This window comes from Streptomyces sp. NPDC007945, assembly GCF_042958885.1.
In the GTDB taxonomy this organism is placed as follows: domain Bacteria; phylum Actinomycetota; class Actinomycetes; order Streptomycetales; family Streptomycetaceae; genus Streptomyces.
Map to the genome: position 1 here is coordinate 928,978 of NZ_JBIBJV010000002.1, position 20,902 is coordinate 949,879.

Consider the following 20,902-nt stretch of genomic DNA (forward strand, 5'->3'; position numbering starts at 1 on the left):
TCCCCCTTCGGAGATCTCGCGGGGTTAACTGTCTGGGGTCGCGATTAGCTGGGATCCGTCGTCGCGGGTGCCGGACCTGCCCGTCGCTTTCCTGGCACTCTCCTGCGGGGAGTGCCAGAGCCGAGACTATGACCGCGATTAGCACTCGGTCAAGCGGAGTGCCAATTCCTCACTCCGTGGCGCCCTCCGCGCGGACGGCGCCGTCGGCCGGGGGACGGTCCGCGACCCGCTCGACGGCCTTGCGGCCGAGGCGTTCCAGCGGGTCGACGGCGGAGGCGCAGCCGGTGAGGCCGAGGAGGAGGGCGGCGATCACGAGCGGCCGGAGCCGGCTCGTGGCGGGCCGGGTCATACGTAGTCCTCCAGCTTGGCGACGGCGTACCCCTTCGAGGTGATCACGTTCATCACCCGCCGGATCATGTCCGGCATGCTGCCCTTCCATTCCTCCTCGCCGCGGAAGTGGGTGAGGACGATGTCGCCGGGGTGGAGGTCGCGGTCCCACTCGCGCCACTCCATGTGGTCGGGGAAGGCCTCGGAGGCCCACAGCGGGACGGCCTTGACGCCGCAGGCCTTGGCGGCGCGCAGGGTGTCCTCGTTGTAGTTGCCGTACGGCGGCCGGAAGAGCTCGGGGCGTTCGCCGTACTTCTTCTCGATGACGTCCTGCATGCCGCAGATCTCGCGCTTCTGGCGGGCGTAGGAGAGTCCGGGCAGGTACTTGTGGTTCAGCGTGTGGTTGTGGAGGGCGACCCCGCGCGGCTGGGACTTCCGCATCTTCGCGAAGTAGCCGTAGTCGTCGTTGACCACGTAGTCGCTGAGGAAGGCGCTGTAGGGGATGTCGAGGTCGGCCATCATCCGGATGAGGGCGGGGTCCTTCTCGGCGCCGTCGTCGATCGTCAGGAAGACGATCTTCTCCTTGGTGGGGACGGTGGTGAAGACGGGCGGCAGTCCCTCGCCGTCGGTCTCGAAGCCCTTGCGGGTGGTGATCGTCGGCTTCGTCCTCGGCGGGGCGGGGGCTTCGAGGGGGGTCAGCCTCAGGCCCCACTTCTTCGCGGCGGCGGCCCGCGCGGCCCGTCGCTTCGCCAGCGCGGCCTTCTCCGCGGCGGCGCGTTCGGCGGCGAGCTGGGCGGCCGTCTTCGCCGGGGCCTGCCGGCCGGCGGCGGGCGCGGGGGCGCCCGCGGCGCCCGGCGCGGCGTCGGTGCCGGAGCCGCCGGAGCAGGCGGCGGTGGAGGTGAGCGCGGCGACGAGGAGCGCGGCCCCCAGGACACGGCGCGAGCCACCCTTTGTCATCATTTCTTCCTTTTGTCGTACGACCGGTATGGCGCCGCATCCTGTCAGCGCGGCCCGCCGCTCCGGCCGCGACACCGCCGAGGCGGCCCCACCGTCCCCCGCCCGGCCCACAGGGAGAATGGGACGGTGACCGACCTCGCCGCCTTCGCCGCCCTGCTCGCCCCCGAGGGCCAGACGCTCCTCGCCGCCCTGCGCGACTACGACCCCGCCCGGGAGCTGGCGGTCGCCTCCCGGCTGCGCCGCGACCACCCCGCCGAACTGGTCTCGGCCGCCCTCGGCCAGGCCCGGCTGCGGCAGCGCGCGGTGGCGAAGTTCGGCGCCGAGGACGCGTACCGCATGTACTTCACGCCGAACGGCGTCGAGCAGTCCACCCGCGCGACCGTCGGCGCCCACCGGGCGGCCCGCCTCAAGGCCCTCGGCGTCGGCTCGGTCGCCGACCTCTGCTCCGGCATCGGCGGCGACGCCCTCGCGCTCGCCCGCGCCGGCATCTCCGTCCTCGCCGTCGACCGCGACCCGCTCACCGCCGAGGTGGCCCGCGCCAACGCCGCCGCGCTGGGCCTCGACGGCCTGATCGAGGTGCGCTGCGCCGACGTCACCGAGATCGACACGGCGCCGTACGACGCCGTCTTCGTCGACCCGGCGCGCCGCGGCGGCCGGGGCCGGATCTTCGACCCGGAGGCGTACTCGCCGCCGCTGTCCTGGGCGATGGAGGCCGCCCGCAAGGCCCCGCGGGCGGCGCTGAAGATCGCCCCCGGCATTCCGCACGAGACCGTCCCCGACGAGGCGGAGGCCGAGTGGATCTCGGACGGCGGGGACGTGAAGGAGGCGGTCCTCTGGTTCGGCACCGAGCCGGGCGCGCGCCGCGCCACCCTGCTGCCCTCCGGCGCGAGCCTCACCGGCCGGGGCCTGCCCGACCCGGCGGTCCGCCCCGTCGGCCGGTACCTGTACGAGCCCGACGGCGCCGTCATCCGCGCCCACCTGGTCGCCGAGGTCGCCGAGGAGCTGGACGGGGGCCTGATCGACGCGACGATCGCGTACGTCACCGCGGACGAGCTGCGCCCCACCCCGTACGCCTCCGCCTACGAGATCACCGACGAACTGCCCTTCAACCTCAAGAAGCTGAAGGCCCTGCTGCGCGAGCGCGAGGTCGGCACCCTGACGGTGAAGAAGCGCGGCTCGGCCGTCGAGCCCGAGGAGATCCGCCGCAAGGTGCGGCCCAAGGGCCCGAACGCGGCGACGGTCCTGCTCACACGTGTCGCGGGGGCCCCGACGATGCTGATCGGCCGGCCGGCACGAGCCTGACCGCCGTCCGGTAGTGCCCGACGGCCTTGAAGAGCCCGATCAGACCGTTGATCCAGAAGATGAGCGCGACGCCCATGCCGTACGCGACCAGGCCGTAGCCGTCCGCCGGGTCGGCCCCGGCGGGCACGGCGAAGCCGACCCACAGTCCCAGACCGCACAGGACGGCGGAGACCGCCATCCAGCAGGCGCTCGCCACGGGAGCCCGCAGCCGCGCGTCCGTCGGCCCGTGCCGGTCCAGGGCGGCCCAGCCGAGCAGCCGTACCCGCACCACCCGGTCCCGGCGCACCCCGCGCACCGCGAGCCAGACGCCCGGGACCATCACCCCGACGCCGAGGGCGGCGACGATCAGCCCGACGAGGAAGGTGATCGGGTCGAGGATCGCCCCCTGGCCAAGGTCGACGAGCAGCACGCCGACCATGCCCCAGCCGAGCTGGAGCACCAGCACCGCCCCGGCGAACAGCGCGAACCTCCCCCCGCCGAGCAGCCGCCGGGTCAACTCCCCCACCGCCAGCGCCCGGTCCGCGAGCAGCGCCTCCCGGTCCGGCCAGCTGCGGAGCTCGACGGGCGGGGGCGGCGGAGGCAGGGGTATGCGCGGTGACATACCCAGCACCCTAGGGCGTCTCCCCCAACTCCCTTTCCCGGCCCCGCAGCAGCGTCCGCTCCCGCTCGTTGCGGGTCAGTTCCGCCGCCCGCGCGAACTCGGCGCGCGCCTCCGCGGCCCGGCCCAGCCGGGCGAGCAGATCGCCGCGGACGCTGGGCAGCAAGTGGTAGCGCCGCAGGGCGGGTTCGGCGGTGAGGGCGTCGACCAGGGGGAGCGCGGCGGCCGGGCCCTCGGCCATCGAGACGGCGACCGCCCGGTTCAGCTCGACCACCGGCGACGGGGCCAGCTCCATCAGCCGGCCGTAGAGCCCGGCGATGGTCGCCCAGTCGGTCTCCTCGTACGAGGCCGCCCGCGCGTGGCAGGCGGCGATCGCCGCCTGGAGGGCGTACGGGCCGTAGCCCCGGCCGTCGCCGGCCCGGGCGAGGGCGGCGTAACCGCGGCGGACCAGGAGCCGGTTCCAGCGCCGCCGGTCCTGCTCGGCGAGGAGCACCGGGCGACCGTCGGGGCCGGTGCGGGCGGGGACGCGGGAGGCCTGGAGTTCGAGGAGGGCGGCGAGGCCGTGCACCTCGCTCTCGCCGGGCATGAGGGCGGCGAGCCCGCGGGCGAGCCGGAGCGCGTCCTCGCAGAGCCCGGGCCGCAGCAGGTCGTCGCCGGCGGTGGCCGCGTACCCCTCGTTGAAGACCAGGTAGACGACCTCCAGGACGGAGCCGAGCCGGGCGGCCCGGTCCTGCCCGTACGGCACCTCGAAGGCCACCCCCGCCTTCGCGAGCGCCCGCTTGGCACGGGTGATCCGGGCGGCGACGGTGGCCTCCGGGACGAGGAAGGCGCGGGCGATCTCGTCCGTCCGCAGCCCGCCGACGAGCCGCAGGGTGAGCGCCGCCCGGGCCTCGGCGGGGAGCACCGGGTGGCAGGTGGTGAAGACGAGCCGCAGCACGTCGTCGTCGATGTCGCCGGGGCCGGAGGGCTCGGGGTCGTACGCCTCCTCCGGCAGGCTCCGGCCGACCTCGGCGAGCTTGCGCGCGTACGTCTCGCGGCGCCGCACGAGGTCGACGGCCCGGTGCTTGGCGGTGGCCGTCAGCCAGGCTCCGGGCCGGTCCGGGACGCCGTCGCGCCGCCACTGCTCCAGCGCGGCGACGAGGGCGTCCTGGGCGATCTCCTCAGCGATGCCGACGTCCCGGACGATCCGCGTCACCGTGGCGATGATCCGCGCCGACTCCATCCGGAAGACCGTCTCAAGCGTGCTCTCCACCGTCACGCCTCACATGACAGCACAACGGGGGTCAGCCCTCCGGCATCTCCTCGACCTCGCGGACCTCCAGGCCGACCTTCCAGTGCGGCGGGTGGACGGCGAGGAACCGCTTCCCCCACTCGACGGCCTCGGCCATGTCCTTGCACTGGAGCATCGCGTAGCCGCCGACGACCTCCTTGGTCTCGGTGAAGGGGCCGTCGGTGAAGGACAGCTTCCCGTCCGACCAGGTGATCCGGGTGGCCTCGGCGGTCGGCTTCAGGCCCGCGGTGTCCACCATGGCGCCGGCCTTGGTGATCTCCTCGAAGAGGGCGCCCATCCGCTCCTCGAAGCCGGGGTCGGCGCTCTCCATGTCGATGGCGTTCTCCTCGATGCGGACGAGGGAGAGGAAGCGGGGCATGGTGACTCCTGGGGGTGCGGTGGCGGGGCCGTTCCCCGCCTTCCACAGATACGTCGAACGGGCCCGGCGCGCATCGACACCGCGCCGGACCTTTTTCTCAGACGTAGTCCTCCAGGCGGGCCACCGTGAAGCCCTGTTCCTGGATCTTGCGCAGCATCGTCGCCGTCATCTCGGTCATCGTGCGGCCCTTGAGCTCGCCGGGGCCGCGGAAGTGGGCGAGGACGATGTCGCCGGGGTGGAGCTTCCGGTCGCCGCGCTGGTACTGCATGTTCTTGATCTGCATGGACTCGCGCCAGAGGACGATCGCGTCGACGCCGCAGGTGCCGGCGGCGGCGCGGGTCGCCTCGTTCCAGTTGCCGAACGGCGGGCGGAAGAGGCGCGGGGCGGTGCCGTAGCGCTCGCGCAGCCTCTCCTGCTGGCCGCAGATCTCGCGGCGCTGGGCCTCCGGGGAGAGGGTGCGCAGGTTCGGGTGGGTGAGGGTGTGGTTGGCGACGCCGTGGCCCTGGGCGACGAGCGGCTCGAAGTAGCCGTAGTCGCCGCTGATCACCGAGTCGGTGAGGAACATCGTGAAGGGGACGTCGAGCTCGTCCATCATCCGCACGAACGCGGGGTCCTTCTCGGCCCCGTCGTCGATGGTGAGGAAGACGACCTTGTCGGTGGTCGGGACGTCGCTGATCACCGGGACCGGCCCGCCCCGCTTCCGCCGCACCGGCTTGACGGCGGGCGGGGCGGGCGGCGCGGCCAGGGGTTCGATCCCCCACTTGCGGTACGCGGCCGCCCGGGCCGCCTCCGGGGCCGGCGCCGGTTCCGGGGCGGCGGCAGCGGGCTTCGAGGGCGTCGCCGGGGCGGGGGCCGCCACCGGGGCCGCCGGGGTCTCGGTCGTGCATCCCGTCATCAGGAGCGTCACTGCGGTCAGCGCCGCCCACACCGCGATCTTCTTCTTCACGGGCTGTGGGATGCCCGATCCGATCGAAAGGTTGCCCGATCGTCGGACTGTTCGCCTATTCGACCGATTCGAAACGCCAGCGGTGCACCGGACGGGTGATCAGTTCCGCGTCCGGCTCCGGCAGCTCGGGCAGCTCCGCGTCGAGGGCGTCCGCCTCCCACCAGGTGAGGACCAGGACCCGGTCCTGGGGGGCGCGCATGACCTCCCGGCGGAGCGGCTCACGGGCCAGGACTCGGGCGCGCGCCCACTCCAGGAGCTCGGCGCCCCGGCCCTGCACGGCCCGGGCCTCCCACATCAGCGCGACCCTCACGAGTACAGGTTCTCCTTGCTGATCTCGTGCACGTGGTCGTGGTCGTGGGCGTGTCCGGGGACGTGCGGGTCGGTCACCGGGAGGGACGAGTCCGCCGAGAGCTCCAGGTCGGAGGCGGCCCTGCCCCGGGCGACCATCTCCGAGCCGAGCGCGGCGACCATCGCGCCGTTGTCGGTGCACAGGCCCGGCCGGGGCACCCGGAGCCGGATCCCGGCCCGCTCGCAGCGCTCCTCGGCGAGCGCCCTGAGCCGCGAGTTCGCGGCGACGCCGCCGCCGATCATCAGGTGGTCGACGCCCTCGTCCTTGCAGGCCCGGACGGCCTTGCGGGTGAGGACGTCGACGACGGCCTCCTGGAAGGAGGCGGCCACGTCCCGCACCGGCACCTCCTCGCCGGCCGCCCGCTTCGCCTCGATCCAGCGGGCCACGGCGGTCTTGAGCCCGGAGAAGGAGAAGTCGTACGCGGGGTCCTTGGCACCCGACAGGCCGCGCGGGAACGCGATGGCGGCCGGGTCGCCCTCCTTGGCGAGCCGGTCGATGACCGGGCCGCCGGGGAAGCCCAGGTCGAGGACGCGGGCGATCTTGTCGAAGGCCTCGCCCGCCGCGTCGTCGATGGTGGCGCCCAGCGGCCGCACGTCGGCGGTGATGTCGGCGGAGAGCAGCAGCGAGGAGTGCCCGCCGGAGACGAGCAGCGCCATCGTCGGCTCCGGCAGCCTGCCGTGCTCCAGCTGGTCGACGCAGATGTGCGAGGCCAGGTGGTTGACGCCGTACAGCGGCTTGCCGAGCGCGTAGGCGTACGCCTTGGCGGCGGAGACGCCGACGAGCAGGGCGCCCGCGAGGCCGGGGCCCGCGGTGACCGCGATGCCGTCGAGGTCCTTCGCGGAGACGCCGGCGGTCTTCAGGGCCCGCTCGATCGTCGGGACCATCGCCTCCAGGTGGGCCCGGGAGGCGATCTCGGGCACGACGCCGCCGAAGCGGGCGTGGGTGTCGACGCTGGAGGCCACGGCGTCGGCGAGGAGGGTGGTGCCGTGCACGATGCCGACGCCGGTCTCGTCGCAGGAGGTCTCGATGCCGAGCACGAGGGGTTCGTCAGCAGCCATCAGATTTCGGTCCCAGTTCCTTGAACAGTCAGTCGCATCACGAGCGCGTCGACGTTGCCCGGCTGGTAGTAGCCGCGCCGGAAGCCGATGGGCTCGAATCCGAAGCGCTCGTACAGCTTCTGCGCCCGGGTGTTGTCCACCCGCACTTCGAGCAGGACCTCGTCGCACTCGAAGGCGGTGGCGTGCTGGAGCAGGTCGGTGAGGAGCCGGGCGCCGAGCCCGGTGCCCCACTGCGGGCGGGCGACGGCGATGGTCTGCACGTCCCCGAGCCCGCCGGCCGCCGCCAGCCCCGCGTATCCGGCCAGCCGCCCGGAGGCGTCCTCGGCGACGACGTACCGCCGGGTGGCCCGGGGCCCGCGCGCGTGCGCCAGCTCGGACCAGAACATCCCCTCCGACCAGGCGTCCTCGGGGAAGAGCTCGGCCTCCAGCTCCAGCACCTGCGGCAGGTCCCACCAGCGCATCTCGCGCAGCACGGCCTCTCCGCCCGCCACGTCCCCGCTCACTGGGGGGTGACCACCTTGTAGTTCTTCGGCACCTGCGCGTCGGGCCGCCGCAGGTACATCGGCAGCGGGTCGAGGAAGCCCTCGCCGCCGGCCGCCAGCTTCTCCGCGGCGAGCGCGGCGAGCGCGCCGGCGGACTGGTGCTCGGGGCCGCGGGCGTCGGGGAAGGCGTCCGGGTAGAGCAGGGCGCCCGCGCCGACCACCGGCAGCCCGGCGAGCCGTTCGGCGATGTCGGCGGGCCGGTCGACGGAGGCGTCGCCGACGCGGGTGCGGGCGTCGTCGTACCGCGCCCAGTAGACCTCCTTGCGGCGGGCGTCGGTCGCCACCGCGAAGGGGCCCTCGACGCCGGAGGCGTACGCCAGGCCGTCGAGGGTGCACAGGCCGTGCACCGGCACCCCGCCGAGCGCGGAGGAGAAGGCGGCGGCCGTGACGAGCCCCACCCGGAGGCCGGTGTAGGGGCCGGGGCCGACCCCGACCACGATCCCGGTCACCGCGTCGAGCGCGGTCCCGGCCTCCTTGAGGACCCGGTCGACGGCGGGGAGCAGCAGCTCCCCGTGGCGGCGGGCGTCGACGCGGGTCGACTCGGCGACGACGGCCGTGCCGTCGTGGACGGCGACGGTGACGGCGGGGGTGGCGGTATCCATGGCGAGCAACAGCACGCGAACAGCCTACGGCGCCGCGGGCGGGCGATGCGGCGCGCGGCCCTCGGGGGGCCCGGCTGCTACCGTCAGGCGCGACAGCTCGTCAGGGTCGGCACGTGCGTACGAAGAGGTGGAGACGGTGGCAAGGAGCAGCTCGGGATTCGTGGCCGGGCTCACCGCGGCGGCCCTCGCCGCGGTCGCCTTCCTCGCCTACCAGGCGTCGGCGAGCGTGCCGGCGGACCTCGCGGAGTCGTCCCGGACGCCGGGCGCGGTCGCCCCGTCGGCCTCGGCCACGACCGGGACGAAGAAGCCCGCGGCGAACCCGCTGGCGGTGCCGGCGGCCTCCGGCAGGGGCGAGCGCGTGGTGTACGCGCTCGGGGATCGCCGGGTGTGGCTGGTCGACGACAAGAACAAGGCCGTCCGCACGTTCACGGTGACGCCGAGCTCGGTGAGCCCGGCGCCGGGTGCGTACGCGGTGACCTCCCGGTCCAACTCGGTGCGCGGCTCCGACGGCGTGCAGATCGAGCACGTGGTCCGCTTCGCGAGCGTCGAGGGCGTGACGATCGGCTTCAGCGCCGCGGTCGACGGCTCGACGCCCGTGCCCGACCCGGCCCGCAAGACCGGCGGCATCCGCATGACGCGGCCGGACGGCGACGCGATGTGGACCTTCGCGTCGATCGGCGCGCGGGTCGTCGTCGTCTCCTGAGGCCCGCCGCGGCCCGCGGGCCTTCGGAGGTACGCCCGAAAGGGTTACGCGGCCTCGTCCCTGAGGTCCGGTTCCGCCTGCTCCCGCGGGGGCGCGAGGTCGCGCCCCGGCGGGGTGGAGACGGCGGTGGCCGCGGCACAGGAGGCCAGCAGCTCGCTCATCGAGACGCGCTCCTCGGCGGGGCGGTCCTCGCGCTCCGGCATCTGCGTCGCCATGCATGCCTCCCGTAGGTTAGGTTCACCTAACCAGCTCGTGCATCCATGTCACCACGGCACGGAGCGGCGGCGCAACATTTTCCCGACATGCTGTCGGAACCTACGGACGCCGACGGACGCCGACGGCCGCCGTTCACAGCGCGGACAGGTCCTCGTCGGCCCACCGGCCGCCGATCCCGCGCAGCTCGACCGTGCGCCGGTCGTCGTCGGTGTCGCCGGTGACGCGGTGGATGAGGACGTGTAGCCGGTCGTCGGTCAGCTCCTCGACCTTGCCGTCGCCCCACTCCACGACCACCACGGACTCGGGCAGCGAGACGTCGAGGTCCAGGTCCTCCATCTCGTCGAGCCCGCCGCCGAGCCGGTACGCGTCCACGTGGACGAGGGCCGGACCGCCGGTCAGCGAGGGGTGGACGCGGGCGATGACGAAGGTCGGCGAGGTGACCGCGCCGCGGACGCCCAGGCCCTCGCCGAGACCGCGGGTCAGGGTGGTCTTCCCGGCGCCCAGCTCGCCGGTGAGCATGACGAGGTCGCCGGGCCGGAGGAGTTTCGCGAGCCGGCGGCCGAGCTCCTGCATGCGCTCGGGGGAGTCGACGGAGACGGTGGCGCCGGAGACGGGCGGGTGCGCTGCTTCCATACCCGCCAACCTATCCGTTGCCCGGACCCTCCCCGATCCTGGCCAGCAGGGCGGCGAGCGCCTCGGTGACGACCTCGGGCCGCTCCAGCATCACCAGGTGGCCCGCGTCGGGGACGACGATCCGCTCCGCGCCCGGCAGCGCCTCGGCGATGGCCTCGGTGTGCGCGGCGGGGGTGACGAGGTCCTGGTCGCCGACGAGGGCCAGCGCGGGCAGGCCGCGGAAGGCGGCGAGGGCGGCGAGCTTGTCGTGCGCGCCGAAGGCCGGGTAGAACTCCGCCACCACGTCGACCGGGACGGATTCGATCATGCGCTCGGCGAAGCGGACGACGGCCGGGTCCACGTCCTTCGAGGCGAAGGAGTACTTCTTCACGAGCCCGGCGAAGAGGTCGGCGGTGGCGCGGCGGCCCTTCTCGACCAGTTCGGCCTGGGAGCCGAGGGCCCGCAGCATCCCCGGCAGGAACCGGCGGACCGCGTTGACGCCGGCCAGCGGGAGCCCGTACGAGACCTCCTCCAGGCGGCCCGGGGAGGTCCCGACGAAGGCGACGCCGACGACCCGGTCGCGGACCAGCTCGGGATACTGCTCGGCGAGCGCCATCACCGTCATGCCGCCCATGGAGTGGCCGACGAGCACGAGCGGCCCCTCGGGCGCGGCGGCGTCGACGACGGCCTTGAGGTCGCGGCCGAGCAGTTCGATGCCGACCGGTTTCGCTTCACCGCGCTCCGAGCGGCCGTGGCCCCGCTGGTCCCAGAAGACCGTCCTGACCCGGCCGCGCAGCGCGGCCCGCTGGTAGTGCCAGGAGTCCTGATCGAGGCAGAAGCCGTGCGAGAAGACGACGGTGAGCGGAGCGGGACCGCCCGTCGTGGAGGCGCCATCGGCCCCGTCCGGCTCGTCCGTCCCCGCCGGCTCGTACGCCCCGTTCAGCTCCCCCGGCTCGTCCGTCTCGTAGGCGAGGATCGTGCCGTCGTCGGCGAGCGCCCGCCCGGGGGTGCCGCGCAGGGTGCCGTACGGGCCGGTGGCGTCGAGGGCGAGCCGGGCCTTGCGGCGGACCGAGCGGCTCACGGTCAGCCGCTCGACGGCGACGCCCGCCGCCGCGCCGGCCGCCAGCACGCCTATCGCCGCGCCCGCTATCCCGGCGCGCCGCCAGCCGCCGCTCCCGCCCGGCTCCCCCATGGCCGTCTACTCCCCCACGTAGACGCGCGGCACGCGCGCGCCGATCCGGGTGACGATCTCGTACGCGATGGTGTCGGCGGCCTCCGCCCAGTCCTGGGCCGTCGGTTCGCCGTGCTCGCCGGAGCCGAAGAGGACGGCCTCGGTGCCGGGCGCGGGCCGGTCGCCGCCGAGGTCGACCACGAACTGGTCCATGGCGACCCGGCCGGCGACCGTCCTGACCTTGCCGGCGACGAGGACCGGGCCGCGGCCGGAGGCGTGCCGGGGGACGCCGTCGGCGTACCCGACCGGGACCAGGCCGAGGGTGGTCTCGTCGCCGGTGACGTAGTGGTGCCCGTAGGAGACGCCGTGGCCGGGCGGCACCTCCTTCACCAGGGCGACGCTCGCCTTCAGCGACATCACCGGGCGCAGGCCGAGCTCGGCGGAGGTGCCCAGCTCGGGCGCGGGCGAGACGCCGTACATCGCGATGCCGGGGCGGACCAGGTCGAAGTGGGTCTCGGGGAGGGTGAGGGTGGCCGGCGAGTTGGCGATGTGCCGGACCTCGGGCTCGATGCCGGCCTTCTCCGCGTGGTCGAGCATCGAGCGGAAGACGTCGAGCTGGGCGGCGATCGACGGGTGCCCCGGCTCGTCCGCGCAGGCGAAGTGGGACCAGAGGCCGGTGACCTTGACCAGCCCCTCCTTCTCGGCCCGCAGGGCCTCGGCGACGAGCGCCGGCCAGTCGGCGGGCTGGCAGCCGTTGCGGCCGAGGCCGGTGTCGGCCTTGAGCTGGATGCGGGCGGTGCCGCCGGTGCGGCGGGCGGCGGCGGTGACCTCGTCGAGGGCCCAGCGGCCGCTCACCGCCATGTCGAGCCCGGCCTCGATGCCGGCGTCCCAGGGGTCACCGGGCGTCCACAGCCAGCACAGGACCGGGACGTCGGTGATCCCGGCGGCGCGCAGCGCGAGCGCCTCCTGCGGGGTGGCCGTGCCGAGCCACGCGGCGCCCGCGTCGAGGGCGGCGCGGGCGCAGCGGACGGCGCCGTGACCGTACGCGTCGGCCTTGACCACGGCCATGAGCCGGACGTGGGGGGCCACCCGGGCGCGCAGCGCGCGGACGTTGGCGCGCAGCGCCCCGAGGTCGATCTCGGCGCGGGCTCGGCGGGGCGGCGGTGCTGTCTCAGTCATCGCGCCCAGTCTCTCAGGTGGTCACAGGCCCGGCCGCTTGCCCCAGATGTAGACCCGGTCACCCTTGCGGAGGACCGACCACAGCTTCTCCGCGTTCTTGTACGTCAGGTTCACGCAGCCGCGGCTTCCGGTGGGGGTGGCGACGGCCCCGTAGACGCCGTGGAAGGCCTGGCCGCCGTCGAAGAACTGGGAGAACGGCATCGGCGTGTCGTAGATGGTCGACCAGTGGTCCTTGTGACGCCAGTAGATCGAGTGCCAGCCGGTGCGGGTGCGGTAGCCGGCCCGGCCGCTGCGGATGTTGACCACGGCGTAGGTGATCTTCTTGCCCTTCTGCACCCACATCAGCTCGCGGTTCAGGTCGACGCAGGCGACCGGGTAGGAGCGGACGGGGCACTTCTTGGCGGCGTTGGGGTTCTTCCGGGCGGCGAGGAGTTCGGCGCGGGCCCAGGTGACGGGACCGGCGTAGCCGTTGGCGGGCTTGATCTTCTGCCGGGTCTGGAAGGCGCGGATGGCCCGGCAGTCGGCGGCGGACTGCTTCCCGTCGACCTTGAGCTTCAGGAGCCGTTCGACCTGCCGCTGGTACATCCCGGTCTTGGCGGTGCAGGCGGCCTTGGTGGCGTCGCGGGGGAGGTACTCGACGAGTTCGTCGACCTCCTCCTCCGGGACGGGGACGGGGATCTCGCCGTCCGGGGCGGTCGGCGGGAGGACCTGGTCGGGGGTGTCCATGGGGTACTCGGGTCGTCCGGCGCCGGCGATGCCGGGGACGAGGACGTCGGCCGGCCCGGGCTCCTCCCCGCGCGCGGGCCCGTCCCCGTGCGCGGGGGCGGCGCCGGTCAGCAGGGCGGCGGCGAGCAACGGCGGCAGGATGCGGCTTCTCCATCTGGTCACGCGTCCATCCGAACCGCCCGCACCGGCCCCGGCACGCGCTGACCCCCGCCCGGAGCAACGCCGTTGGGCCGACCGGCGGCGCGCCCCACGACCGGACGGGGCACCGGGAACCGGCGGCGCGTCCCAGGACCGGACGGGGCCGGAGGCCGGAGGCCGGGGGCCGGGGACCGAAGGCCCTCCCCGCCGCCGGACCGCCGTGGGCCCTACGGACCGCCGTGGTTCCTACGGACCGCCGTGGGTCCTACAGTTCGCGCACGTCCTGCCAGGCGCCGGAGAGGGCGCCGGCCACCTCGGTGGCGGTGATCGGTCCGCCCTTGCCCGAGGCGCGCCGGGCGGCGAGTCCGTGCAGGTAGGCGGCGCAGGAGGCGGCGTCCACGGGGTGGAGTCCGGCGGCGAGGAGGGAGCCGGCCAGGCCGGAGAGGATGTCGCCGGAACCGGCCGTGGCGAGCCACGGGGTGCCGGTCGGGTTGACCCGCACGGGGCCGGTGCCGCCGGGCCCGGCGATCAGGGTCGTGGACCCCTTGAGGAGAACGGTGGCGCCGTACCGCTCGGCGAGCGCGCGGACGGCGGAGAGCCGCCGGGCCTCCACGTCCGCCCGGTCGGTGCCGAGCAGGGCGGCCGCCTCGCCGGCGTGCGGGGTCAGCAGGGTGGGCGCGGACCGCTCCCGCACGGCGTCGGGGTCGAGGGCGCGCAGCCCGTCGGCGTCGACGAGGACGGGCACCGCGGAGGCGAGGACCTCGGCGACGGCGACCTCCGCGCCGGGCCCGTCGCCGAGGCCGGGGCCGACGACCCACGCCTGGACGCGGCCGGCCTTCTCCGGCGGCCCCGCGTGCACCAGGGTCTCCGGGTGGGCGGCGATCACCGCCTCCCGGGCGGGGCCCACGTACCGCACGGCCCCGGCGCCGCCGCGCAGCGCGCCCGCGACGGCGAGGACGGCGGCGCCCGGGTAGCGGGCGGAGCCGGCGACGACGCCGAGGACGCCCCGCCGGTACTTGTCGCTCTCCGCCCCGGGCGCGGGCAGCAGCCGGGCCACGTCCTGGTGCTGGAGCGCCTCGGCGTCGGGCACGGAGGGGAGGGTGGCGGCGAGCCCGATGTCCACGAGCCGCAGCGCGCCCGCGTACTCCCGCGCCGGGTCGACGAGCAGCCCCGGCTTGTACGTGCCGAAGGTGACGGTCACGTCGGCGCGCAGGGCCTCGCCCGCGACCTCGCCGGTGTCGGCGTCGACGCCGCTGGGCAGGTCGACGGCGACGACGACCGCGTCGGAGCCGCGCGCGGCACGGGCGACCGGCACGGCCTCGGGGCGCAGTCCGCCGCGCCCGCCGATGCCGGTGATGCCGTCGAGGACGAGGTCGGCGGCGGCCAGCGCCTCGTACGGGTCCTCGGTGACGCGTCCGCCGGCGGCCCGCAGCGCGGCCAGTCCGGCGCCGTGGGCGCGGGCGCCGAGCAGCACCGCGGTGACCCCCGCACCGCGCCGGGCGAGCCGGGCGCCGGCGTAGAGGGCGTCGCCGCCGTTGTCGCCGCTGCCGACGAGGAGGACGACCCGGGACCCGTACACCCGGCCCTTGCCGAGCAACGAGCAGCAGGCCGCGGCGAGTCCGGCGGCGGCCCGCTGCATCAGGGCGCCCTCCGGCAGCCGCGCCATCAGCGCGGCCTCGGCGGCCCGGACGGTCTCCACGTGGTGAGCGGTACGCATGGGGAGCAGTCTGCCCCAGGTGCGGGGCGCCCGCCCGGAGGAACGATCGGGAAAGCGTCGAGCGGGGCCGGACCCTCCCGGGTCGACACCCCCGCAGGACCCGCCCCGTACGCGTACGACTCAGCGCGCGCCGATCACCCCCGTACCCGTATGACTCAGCTCGCCGCGATCACCCCGTACCCGTACGTCTCAGCCCGCCGTGATCGCCCCCGTACCCCTACGGCTCAGCCCTCCGCGATCACCACCGCCGAGGCGACCCCGGCGTCGTGGCTCAGCGAGATGTGCCACTGCTTCACGCCCAGCTCGGCCGCGCGCGCCGCCACCGTGCCGCGCACCCGCAGCCGGGGCTGGCCGGTGGACTCGGCGTACACCTCGGCGTCCGTCCAGTGGAGGTCGCCGGGCGCGCCGAGCGCCTTGGCCAGGGCCTCCTTCGCGGCGAAGCGGGCCGCCAGGGAGGCCGGGCCCCGGCGCTCCCCGCTGGGCAGCACCAGTTCTTCGCGGACGAAGAGCCGCTCCAGCAGCGCCGGCGTCCGTTCCAGCGACGCGGCGAAGCGGTCGATCTCCGCCACGTCGATCCCCACCCCGATGATCATTTCTCTCCCCTACTCCACCGTCACGGACTTGGCCAGGTTGCGCGGCTGGTCCACCTCGTTGCCCCGGGCGGTGGCCAGCTCGCAGGCGAAGACCTGGAGCGGCACCGTGGAGACGAGCGGCTGGAGCAGCGTGGGCGTGGCGGGGACGCGGACGAGGTGGTCGGCGAAGGGCACGACGGCGTCGTCGCCCTCCTCCGCGATCACGATCGTCCGGGCACCGCGGGCCCGGATCTCCTGGATGTTGGAGACGATCTTGTCGTGGAGGACCGAGCGCCCCTTGGGCGAGGGCACCACGACGACGACCGGCAGGTCCTCCTCGATGAGGGCGATCGGCCCGTGCTTCAGCTCGCCCGCCGCGAAGCCCTCGGCGTGCATGTACGCCAGCTCCTTCAGCTTCAGCGCGCCTTCGAGTGCCACCGGGTAGCCGACGTGCCGGCCGAGGAAGAGGATCGTGTCCTTGTGGGCGAGGGAGCGGGCGAGGGCCCGTACGGGCTCCATGGTCTCCAGGACCCGCTCGACCTCCTCGCCGATCCGCGCGAGCTCGCGGACCACGGCCCGGATCTCGTCTCCCCACTTGGTGCCGCGCACCTGCCCCAGGTAGAGGGCGAGCAGGTAGCAGGCGATGAGCTGGGTGAGGAAGGCCTTCGTGGACGCCACGGCGACCTCGGGCCCGGCGTGCGTGTAGAGCACGGCGTCGGACTCGCGGGGGATGGTCGAACCGTTGGTGTTGCAGACGGCCAGGACCTTGGCACCCTGCTCGCGGGCGTGCCGGAGCGCCATCAGGGTGTCCATGGTCTCGCCGGACTGCGAGATGGCGATGACGAGGGTCCGCTGCCCGAGGATCGGGTCGCGGTAGCGGAACTCGCTGGCGAGCTCGACCTCGCAGGGGATCCGGGTCCAGTGCTCGATGGCGTACTTGGCGATCAGCCCGGCGTGGAAGGCGGTGCCGCAGGCGACGATGACGACCTTGTCGGCCTCGCGGAGCACCGCGTCGGGGATCCGCACCTCGTCGAGGGTCAGCCGCCCGCTCGCGTCGATCCGCCCGAGGAGGGTGTCGGCGACGGCCTTCGGCTGCTCGGCGATCTCCTTGAGCATGAAGTGGTCGTAGCCGCCCTTCTCGGCGGCGGAGGCGCCCCAGTCGACGTGGAAGGCCCGGACGTCGGCCGGCGCCCCTTCGAAGTCGGTGACGACGACGCCCTCCCGGGTCAGTTCGACGACCTGGTCCTGCCCGAGCTCGATGGCGGACCGGGTGTGCGCGATGAAGGCGGAGACGTCGGAGGCGAGGAAGTTCTCGCCCTCCCCCACGCCGACGACCAGCGGCGAGTTCCGGCGCGCGCCGACGACCACGTCGGGCTGGTCGGCGTGGACGGCGACCAGCGTGAAGGCCCCGTCGAGCCGCCGGCAGACCAGCCGCATCGCCTCGGCCAGGTCACCGACGGAGGAGAACTCCTCGGCCAGCAGATGGGCGACGACCTCGGTGTCGGTCTCGGAGAGCAGCTCGTGCCCCCGCTCGGCCAGCTCCTCGCGCAGCGCCGCGAAGTTCTCGATGATCCCGTTGTGCACGACGGCGACCCGCCCCGCGTTGTCGAGGTGCGGGTGCGCGTTGGCGTCCGTCGGCCCGCCGTGCGTCGCCCACCGGGTGTGCCCGATGCCGACGGAGCCGCCCGCCAGCGGCCGCTCGACCAGCTCCTTCTCCAGGTTGACGAGCTTCCCGGCCTTCTTGGCCGCGGCCAGCCCCCCGTCCGCCAGGACGGCGACCCCGGCCGAGTCGTACCCCCGGTACTCCAGCCTCTTCAGCCCCGCGACGACGACATCGAGCGCCGACTGCCCACCGACGTATCCCACGATTCCGCACATGACGGCAGCCTACGGCCGGATCCCGTCCCCGGCCGGGAGCCCGCACGGAGTCGGAGCCGCCGCATCCGGCGGCGCGCCACGTGACCCACCCCACCCCCCACGCCCCCCGTCGACCCGGGACAATGGGTGGGTGATCACTTCGCCGCCACGAAGCGCCAACGGCAACGGGGCCGGGAACGGTGGGACCTCCCGCAGGTCTCCCGAGCCGACGCCGTACGTCGACCTCACCCGCGCCGAGTGGAGCGCCCTGCGCGACAAGACGCCGCTGCCGCTGACCGCCGACGAGGTCGAGCGGCTGCAGGGGCTCGGTGACGTCATCGACCTCGACGAGGTGCGGGACGTGTACCTGCCGCTGTCGCGGCTGCTCAACCTGTACGTGCAGGCCACCAGCGGGCTGCGCGGGGCGCTGAACACCTTCCTCGGGGAGAAGGCGGAGCAGCGCGGGACGCCGTTCGTCATAGGGGTCGCCGGGTCGGTCGCGGTCGGGAAGTCGACCGTGGCCCGGCTCTTGGAGGCGCTGCTCGCCCGATGGCCGGAGCACCCCCGGGTGGAGCGGATCACCACCGACGGGTTCCTCTATCCGATGGAGGAGCTGAAGGCCCGCGGGCTGATGTCGCGCAAGGGCTTCCCCGAGTCGTACGACCGGCGGGCGCTGACCAAGTTCGTCGCCGACGTGAAGGCCGGGAAGGACGAGGTCACGGCACCGGTCTACTCGCACCTCATCTACGACCGGGTGCCCGGCGAGCAGCTCGTCGTGCGCCGGCCCGACATCCTGATCGTCGAGGGGCTGAACGTCCTCCAGCCGGCGCTGCCCGGCAAGGACGGCCGGACCCGGGTCGGCCTCGCCGACTACTTCGACTTCTCCGTGTACGTGGACGCCCGCGCGGAGGACATCGAGGGCTGGTACCTCAACCGCTTCCGGAAGCTGCGCGAGACCGCGTTCCAGGACCCGTCCTCGTACTTCCGCCGCTGGACGCAGGTCTCCGAGGAGGAGGCCCTGGACTACGCGCGCACGATGTGGCGGACCGTCAACAAGGTGAACCTGCTGGAGAACGTGGCGCCGACGCGCGGCCGGGCGACGCTCGTCGTCCGCAAGGGCCCGGACCACAAGGTGCAGCGGTTGAGCCTGCGGAAGCTCTGAGTCTCCGTAAGCTCGGAGCATGCTGCATCTGCGGATGATCGTTCCCTCCGACCGCACCGAGGACGCGGTCGGGCTGATCCGGTCGACGGTCGGCACCACCCATCTGGTGGTGCTGCCGGGGGCGGCCCGGGACCCGGCCGGGGACGTCGTGATGTGCGACGTGGCCCGCGAGGCGGGCGACGAACTCCTGCACGGGCTGCGCGGGCTGAAGCTCGATCAGGACGGGTCGATCGCCGTCGAGGACATCGACCTGTCGATGTCGGAGCGGGCCGACGCGGCCGAGCGGGACGCCCCCGGCGAGGGCGCCGACGCGGTGCTCTGGGAGCAGCTGGCGACCTCCACGCACGAGGAGTCGACGCTCTCCTTCACCTATCTCGCCTTCATGCTGCTCGCGACGATGATCGCGGCCTGCGGCGTCGTCCTGGACAACGCGATCCTGATCGTGGGCGCGATGGCGGTCGGCCCGGAGTTCGGGCCGCTCGCGGGGGTGTGCACGGCGATCGTGAAGCGGGCCCCGCGGCTCGCGGTCCGCTCGCTGATCGCGCTGCTCGTCGGCTTCCTGGCGGCGATCCTCGTGACGACGCTGTTCAGCCTGCTGATGGACCGGCTGGGCCTGTTCAGTGTCGAGCGGCTGGACGCCGAGCGGCCGCAGACCTCCTTCATCTGGCAGCCGGACCCGTTCTCCTTCGTGGTGGCGCTCCTCGCGGGCGCGGCCGGCACCCTGTCGCTGACCTCGTCGAAGGCGGGCGCGCTGGTGGGCGTGGCGATCTCGGTGACGACCGTTCCGGCGGCGGCGAACGCGGCGGTGGCGCTCAGCTACGGCGAGGTCGGCCAGACCTGGGGGTCGGTCGAGCAGCTGCTGCTGAACCTGCTGGGGATCATGCTGGCGGGGACGCTGACGCTGTTCGTGCAGAAGTGGCTGTGGGACACCCAGCGCGGCAAGCTGAAGCGGCGGCTGCGCCGGGGCTGAGGTCCCGGACACGGAGAAGGGCCCCGCCGCACCGGAGTGCGCGGGGCCCTTCGTCGTACCACCCGGACGGCTAGCCGAGCGCCGACTTCACGACGTCGGCGAGGCGCTGCGCGACCGAGCGGGCCTGCTCGATGTCGGCGGCCTCGACCATGACGCGGACCAGCGGCTCGGTGCCCGAGGAGCGGAGCAGCACCCGGCCGGTGGTGCCCAGCTCGCGCTCGGCGTCGGTGACGGCGGCGGCGAGCTCGCCGGAGGTGGCGACGCGGGACTTGTCGACGTCCTTGACGTTGATCAGGATCTGCGGCAGCCGCTCCATGACGGCGGCCAGCTCGGCGAGGGACTTGCCGGTGGCGGCGACCCGGGCGGCCAGCATGAGGCCGGTGAGGGTGCCGTCGCCCGTGGTGGCGTGGTCGAGCACGATGACGTGCCCGGACTGCTCGCCGCCGAGGGCGAAGCCGTGCTCCTTCATGGACTCCAGGACGTAGCGGTCGCCGACCGCGGTCTGGAGGAGGGTGAGGCCCTCGCGCTCCATGGCGAGCTTGAAGCCCAGGTTGGACATGACGGTGGCGACGACGGTGTCGCCGCGCAGCGTGCCGGCCTCGCGCATGGCGAGGGCGAGGACGGCGAGGATCTGGTCGCCGTCCACCTCCGCGCCGGTGTGGTCGACGGCGAGGCAGCGGTCGGCGTCGCCGTCGTGGGCGATGCCGAGGTCGGCGCCGTGCTCGACGACGGCGGCCTTGAGGAGCTCCAGGTGGGTGGAGCCGCAGCCGTCGTTGATGTTGAGGCCGTCGGGGCTCGCGCCGATGGTGACGACCTGGGCGCCGGCGCGGCTGAAGGCCTCGGGCGAGACGCGGGCGGCGGCGCCGTGGGCCTCGTCGAGGACGATCTTCAGGCCGTCGAGGCGGTTGGGGAGCACGCCGATGAGGTGCGCGACGTAGGTCTCGAAGCCCTCGGTGTAGTCGCGGACGCGGCCGACGCCGGCCCCGGTCGGGCGGTCCCAGGGGGCGCCGGTGCGGTGCTCCTCGTAGACGGCCTCGATCTTGTCCTCCAGGTCGTCGGCGAGCTTGTGGCCGCCGCGGGCGAAGAACTTGATGCCGTTGTCGGGCATGGCGTTGTGGCTCGCGGAGAGCATCACGCCGAGGTCGGCGCCGAGGACGCCGGTGAGGTGGGCGACGGCCGGGGTCGGCAGGACGCCGACGCGCAGCACGTCGACACCGGCGCTGGCGAGGCCGGCGACGACCGCGGCCTCCAGGAACTCTCCGGACGCCCGCGGGTCCCGTCCGACCACGGCCGTCGGCCGATGACCCTCGAAGGTCCCCGCTTCGGCGAGCACGTGCGCCGCCGCGACCGACAGGCCGAGCGCGAGCTCCGCCGTCAGGTCGGCGTTGGCTACGCCGCGTACGCCGTCGGTGCCGAAGAGTCGTCCCACAGCTGTCCTCCGAAAATGCGTGCCCAAAAGACTGGAAGGTTGAAAAAGGTTAAGAAAAAACGTACGCCCCGACGGCACGCGCAGTGCGCCGGGGCGTACGTACAAGCAGTGCGAGCAGGC

23 protein-coding genes are annotated in these 20,902 nt (G+C 74.1%); 4 read left to right on the plus strand and 19 right to left on the minus strand.

The genetic code is table 11. The features are described 5' to 3' along the window. Positions 1-169: 169 nt before the first annotated feature. A complete protein-coding gene (locus tag ACFZCF_RS09510) occupies positions 170-349 on the minus strand; it encodes a hypothetical protein (protein ID WP_388437595.1) in 180 nt (59 codons plus the stop codon). Further along, positions 346-1,284, minus strand: a complete 939-nt coding sequence (locus ACFZCF_RS09515; RefSeq protein WP_388437598.1) for a polysaccharide deacetylase family protein — start codon at positions 1,282-1,284, stop codon at positions 346-348. Before ACFZCF_RS09515 ends, ACFZCF_RS09510 begins: the two co-directional genes overlap by 4 nt. A 126-nt stretch (positions 1,285-1,410) precedes the next feature. Between ACFZCF_RS09515 and ACFZCF_RS09520 the strand changes: the two genes are divergently transcribed. After that, positions 1,411-2,586 (plus strand): methyltransferase domain-containing protein, encoded by a 1,176-nt coding sequence (locus ACFZCF_RS09520; RefSeq protein ID WP_388437601.1) that lies wholly within the window; start codon positions 1,411-1,413, stop codon positions 2,584-2,586. Here the strand turns inward: ACFZCF_RS09520 and ACFZCF_RS09525 are convergent. From ACFZCF_RS09525 to tsaB, 8 genes are all read right to left on the minus strand, one after another. Further along, positions 2,531-3,187: a hypothetical protein gene (locus ACFZCF_RS09525; protein ID WP_388437604.1), complete on the minus strand. Its 657-nt coding sequence runs from the start codon at positions 3,185-3,187 to the stop codon at positions 2,531-2,533. The two genes, ACFZCF_RS09520 and ACFZCF_RS09525, sit on opposite strands and share 56 nt — an antisense overlap. A 10-nt stretch (positions 3,188-3,197) precedes the next feature. Next, positions 3,198-4,436, minus strand: a complete 1,239-nt coding sequence (locus ACFZCF_RS09530; protein WP_391285714.1) for a sigma-70 family RNA polymerase sigma factor — start codon at positions 4,434-4,436, stop codon at positions 3,198-3,200. A gap of 31 nt (positions 4,437-4,467) precedes the next feature. Next, the gene (locus tag ACFZCF_RS09535; RefSeq protein WP_388437607.1) at positions 4,468-4,833 is read right to left on the minus strand and encodes a YciI family protein; all 366 of its coding nucleotides are present in this window, start codon (positions 4,831-4,833) and stop codon (positions 4,468-4,470) included. 97 nt (positions 4,834-4,930) lie between these two features. Beyond that, positions 4,931-5,779 (minus strand): polysaccharide deacetylase family protein, encoded by an 849-nt coding sequence (locus ACFZCF_RS09540; RefSeq protein WP_391285716.1) that lies wholly within the window; start codon positions 5,777-5,779, stop codon positions 4,931-4,933. 55 nt (positions 5,780-5,834) lie between these two features. After that, on the minus strand, positions 5,835-6,089 hold the full coding sequence (locus ACFZCF_RS09545) for a hypothetical protein (RefSeq protein WP_388437613.1): 255 nt from the start codon (positions 6,087-6,089) through the stop codon (positions 5,835-5,837). Next, on the minus strand, positions 6,086-7,186 hold the full coding sequence (gene tsaD / locus ACFZCF_RS09550; RefSeq protein ID WP_391285718.1) for a tRNA (adenosine(37)-N6)-threonylcarbamoyltransferase complex transferase subunit TsaD: 1,101 nt from the start codon (positions 7,184-7,186) through the stop codon (positions 6,086-6,088). Before tsaD ends, ACFZCF_RS09545 begins: the two co-directional genes overlap by 4 nt. Then, positions 7,186-7,647, minus strand: coding sequence for a ribosomal protein S18-alanine N-acetyltransferase (gene rimI, locus ACFZCF_RS09555; protein WP_388438907.1), 462 nt, complete (start codon positions 7,645-7,647; stop codon positions 7,186-7,188). The genes tsaD and rimI overlap by 1 nt, the downstream gene beginning before the upstream one ends. A 38-nt stretch (positions 7,648-7,685) precedes the next feature. Further along, positions 7,686-8,345, minus strand: a complete 660-nt coding sequence (tsaB, locus tag ACFZCF_RS09560) for a tRNA (adenosine(37)-N6)-threonylcarbamoyltransferase complex dimerization subunit type 1 TsaB (protein ID WP_388437619.1) — start codon at positions 8,343-8,345, stop codon at positions 7,686-7,688. A gap of 145 nt (positions 8,346-8,490) precedes the next feature. Between tsaB and ACFZCF_RS09565 the strand changes: the two genes are divergently transcribed. Beyond that, the gene (locus tag ACFZCF_RS09565) at positions 8,491-9,033 is read left to right on the plus strand and encodes a hypothetical protein (protein ID WP_388438910.1); all 543 of its coding nucleotides are present in this window, start codon (positions 8,491-8,493) and stop codon (positions 9,031-9,033) included. A 44-nt stretch (positions 9,034-9,077) separates the two neighbouring features. On the opposite strand, the gene ACFZCF_RS09570 is transcribed toward ACFZCF_RS09565, so the two are convergent. The 8 genes from ACFZCF_RS09570 to glmS all read right to left on the minus strand — a co-directional run bounded on the left by ACFZCF_RS09570 (position 9,078) and on the right by glmS (position 17,242). Continuing rightward, a complete protein-coding gene (locus tag ACFZCF_RS09570; protein ID WP_388437622.1) occupies positions 9,078-9,248 on the minus strand; it encodes a hypothetical protein in 171 nt (56 codons plus the stop codon). A 133-nt stretch (positions 9,249-9,381) separates the two neighbouring features. Continuing rightward, positions 9,382-9,882, minus strand: a complete 501-nt coding sequence (gene tsaE / locus ACFZCF_RS09575) for a tRNA (adenosine(37)-N6)-threonylcarbamoyltransferase complex ATPase subunit type 1 TsaE (RefSeq protein WP_388437626.1) — start codon at positions 9,880-9,882, stop codon at positions 9,382-9,384. Between the two features lie 10 nt (positions 9,883-9,892). Continuing rightward, entirely contained in the window at positions 9,893-11,053 is a 1,161-nt protein-coding gene (locus tag ACFZCF_RS09580; RefSeq protein ID WP_391285721.1) for an alpha/beta fold hydrolase, read from the minus strand. A 6-nt stretch (positions 11,054-11,059) separates the two neighbouring features. Next, positions 11,060-12,211 carry an alanine racemase gene (gene alr / locus ACFZCF_RS09585; protein WP_388437632.1) on the minus strand — a complete coding sequence of 384 codons (1,152 nt, stop codon included), beginning with the start codon at positions 12,209-12,211 and terminating at the stop codon, positions 11,060-11,062. 21 nt (positions 12,212-12,232) lie between these two features. After that, positions 12,233-13,099, minus strand: coding sequence for a L,D-transpeptidase family protein (locus tag ACFZCF_RS09590; protein ID WP_391285724.1), 867 nt, complete (start codon positions 13,097-13,099; stop codon positions 12,233-12,235). Between the two features lie 241 nt (positions 13,100-13,340). After that, the gene (locus tag ACFZCF_RS09595) at positions 13,341-14,792 is read right to left on the minus strand and encodes an NAD(P)H-hydrate dehydratase (protein WP_391285725.1); all 1,452 of its coding nucleotides are present in this window, start codon (positions 14,790-14,792) and stop codon (positions 13,341-13,343) included. 224 nt (positions 14,793-15,016) lie between these two features. Further along, positions 15,017-15,385 carry a holo-ACP synthase gene (locus tag ACFZCF_RS09600; RefSeq protein WP_388437641.1) on the minus strand — a complete coding sequence of 123 codons (369 nt, stop codon included), beginning with the start codon at positions 15,383-15,385 and terminating at the stop codon, positions 15,017-15,019. A 9-nt stretch (positions 15,386-15,394) separates the two neighbouring features. After that, on the minus strand, positions 15,395-17,242 hold the full coding sequence (gene glmS / locus ACFZCF_RS09605) for a glutamine--fructose-6-phosphate transaminase (isomerizing) (RefSeq protein WP_391285728.1): 1,848 nt from the start codon (positions 17,240-17,242) through the stop codon (positions 15,395-15,397). 130 nt (positions 17,243-17,372) lie between these two features. Here glmS and coaA point away from each other — a divergent pair, with 130 nt between their 5' ends. After that, positions 17,373-18,383 (plus strand): type I pantothenate kinase, encoded by a 1,011-nt coding sequence (gene coaA, locus ACFZCF_RS09610; RefSeq protein ID WP_388437647.1) that lies wholly within the window; start codon positions 17,373-17,375, stop codon positions 18,381-18,383. A gap of 19 nt (positions 18,384-18,402) precedes the next feature. Next, positions 18,403-19,353 (plus strand): DUF389 domain-containing protein, encoded by a 951-nt coding sequence (locus ACFZCF_RS09615; protein ID WP_388437650.1) that lies wholly within the window; start codon positions 18,403-18,405, stop codon positions 19,351-19,353. 70 nt (positions 19,354-19,423) lie between these two features. Here the strand turns inward: ACFZCF_RS09615 and glmM are convergent, their stop codons facing one another. Then, a complete protein-coding gene (glmM, locus tag ACFZCF_RS09620; RefSeq protein ID WP_388437654.1) occupies positions 19,424-20,782 on the minus strand; it encodes a phosphoglucosamine mutase in 1,359 nt (452 codons plus the stop codon). Positions 20,783-20,902 lie beyond the last annotated feature (120 nt).

Bases quoted from the DNA above. Each gene is read 5' to 3' on its own strand.
- ACFZCF_RS09615 (WP_388437650.1), top strand. From the start codon at position 18,403: ATGCTGCATCTGCGGATGATCGTTCCCTCCGACCGCACCGAGGACGCG.
- ACFZCF_RS09595 (WP_391285725.1), bottom strand. From the start codon at position 14,792: ATGCGTACCGCTCACCACGTGGAGACCGTCCGGGCCGCCGAGGCCGCG.
- ACFZCF_RS09580 (WP_391285721.1), bottom strand. From the start codon at position 11,053: ATGGGGGAGCCGGGCGGGAGCGGCGGCTGGCGGCGCGCCGGGATAGCG.
- alr (WP_388437632.1), bottom strand. From the start codon at position 12,211: ATGACTGAGACAGCACCGCCGCCCCGCCGAGCCCGCGCCGAGATCGAC.
- ACFZCF_RS09515 (WP_388437598.1), bottom strand. From the start codon at position 1,284: ATGACAAAGGGTGGCTCGCGCCGTGTCCTGGGGGCCGCGCTCCTCGTC.
- tsaE (WP_388437626.1), bottom strand. From the start codon at position 9,882: ATGGAAGCAGCGCACCCGCCCGTCTCCGGCGCCACCGTCTCCGTCGAC.
- ACFZCF_RS09525 (WP_388437604.1), bottom strand. From the start codon at position 3,187: ATGTCACCGCGCATACCCCTGCCTCCGCCGCCCCCGCCCGTCGAGCTC.
- ACFZCF_RS09570 (WP_388437622.1), bottom strand. From the start codon at position 9,248: ATGGCGACGCAGATGCCGGAGCGCGAGGACCGCCCCGCCGAGGAGCGC.
- glmS (WP_391285728.1), bottom strand. From the start codon at position 17,242: ATGTGCGGAATCGTGGGATACGTCGGTGGGCAGTCGGCGCTCGATGTC.
- ACFZCF_RS09600 (WP_388437641.1), bottom strand. From the start codon at position 15,385: ATGATCATCGGGGTGGGGATCGACGTGGCGGAGATCGACCGCTTCGCC.
- ACFZCF_RS09510 (WP_388437595.1), bottom strand. From the start codon at position 349: ATGACCCGGCCCGCCACGAGCCGGCTCCGGCCGCTCGTGATCGCCGCC.
- ACFZCF_RS09535 (WP_388437607.1), bottom strand. From the start codon at position 4,833: ATGCCCCGCTTCCTCTCCCTCGTCCGCATCGAGGAGAACGCCATCGAC.
- tsaD (WP_391285718.1), bottom strand. From the start codon at position 7,186: ATGGCTGCTGACGAACCCCTCGTGCTCGGCATCGAGACCTCCTGCGAC.
- rimI (WP_388438907.1), bottom strand. From the start codon at position 7,647: ATGCGCTGGTGGGACCTGCCGCAGGTGCTGGAGCTGGAGGCCGAGCTC.